Below are 1,228 nucleotides of genomic sequence, written 5' to 3' on the forward strand. Positions count from 1 at the left end.
CTGGAGGAGACGCTGGCGATCCTCGACATCGAGGATTTCGACCGGGCCGCCGAGCTGCTCTTCCGTGCCAAGAACCGGGATTTTTATGGCGTCGGCGGCTCGGCGCAGATCGCCCGCGATGTCTCGCACAAGTTTCTGCGCATCGGCATCCGCGCATCCGTCTATGACGATTCGCATATGATGCTGATGTCGGCCTCGCTGCTCGGCGGCGACGACATCGCCGTCGGCTTCTCGCATTCGGGAAACACGTCGGCCGTCATCGACGCCATCCAGCTGGCCCGCAAGAACGGTGCCCGCACGCTGGCCATCACCAACTACGACAACTCGCCGCTGGCTGCGGTCGCCGACATCGTGCTTTGCTCGACCGCGCAAGGCTCGCCGCTGATGGGCGAGAACGCAGCGGCGCGCATTGCCCAGCTCAACATCCTCGACGCGCTGTTCGTGGCGGTGGCACAGCGCGATTATCAGGCGGCGGAGCGCAATCTCGGCCGCACCATGTCCGCGGTGACATCGAAACGAAAAGACCGGGGCTCATGACGACATCGCCGCTGGTCACCGTGTTCGGCAGCTTGCACTACGACATCATGGTCGACGCGCCCGACCGCCCGCGCAAGGGCGAGACGGTGACCGGCCATGCCTGGCACCCGAAATGCGGCGGCAAGGGCGGCAATCAGGCTGTCTCGGCGGCGCGGGCCGGCGTGCGCGCGGCGATGATCGGCGCCGTCGGCGACGATGATTTCGGGCGGGCGTTGCTGGCCAATCTCAATCGCGCAGTGGTCGACCACCGCTTCGTGCGGGTGGCCGCTGGCGCCGGCTCCGGCATGAGCGTGGCGATCTTCGACGCGGGCGGCGACTATGGCGCGGTGATCGTCTCGGGCAGCAATCTGACACTGGGCCATGCCGACATTGCCTCTGCTTCCGATGTGATGGTCCAAACGGCAGTGCTTTTGTTGCAGAACGAAGTGCCGGAAGCCGGCAACATTGCCGCCGCACGCGCCGTCAAAGCACGGGGCGGCCGCGTCGTGCTCAACGCGGCCCCCGCGCGCGAACTCTCCGACGAGTTGATCGCGCTGGTCGACATATTGGTGGTCAACGCCATCGAGGCTGAATTCCTGGCTGGCACAGCAGTGTTCGAGACGCTGGACGGGGCCGCCCAAGCCGCACGGCTGCTGGCCGATCTTTATCCGGTGGCGATTGTCACGGCGGGCGGCGAGGGCGTCGCCTGTTG

Annotated in this window: 2 protein-coding genes; both read left to right on the forward strand. The window is 66.4% G+C overall.

The features are described 5' to 3' along the window. On the forward strand, positions 1-537 hold a 537-nt coding region (locus tag EN939_RS32730), incomplete at its 5' end, for an SIS domain-containing protein (RefSeq protein ID WP_127271646.1). Beyond that, a partial coding sequence (locus EN939_RS32735; RefSeq protein ID WP_245473253.1) for a PfkB family carbohydrate kinase occupies positions 534-1,228 on the forward strand: 695 nt, incomplete at its 3' end. The genes EN939_RS32730 and EN939_RS32735, both read left to right, overlap by 4 nt.

The sequence above is a fragment of the Mesorhizobium sp. M7A.F.Ca.CA.002.05.1.1 genome (assembly GCF_003998335.1).
Taxonomy (GTDB): domain Bacteria; phylum Pseudomonadota; class Alphaproteobacteria; order Rhizobiales; family Rhizobiaceae; genus Mesorhizobium.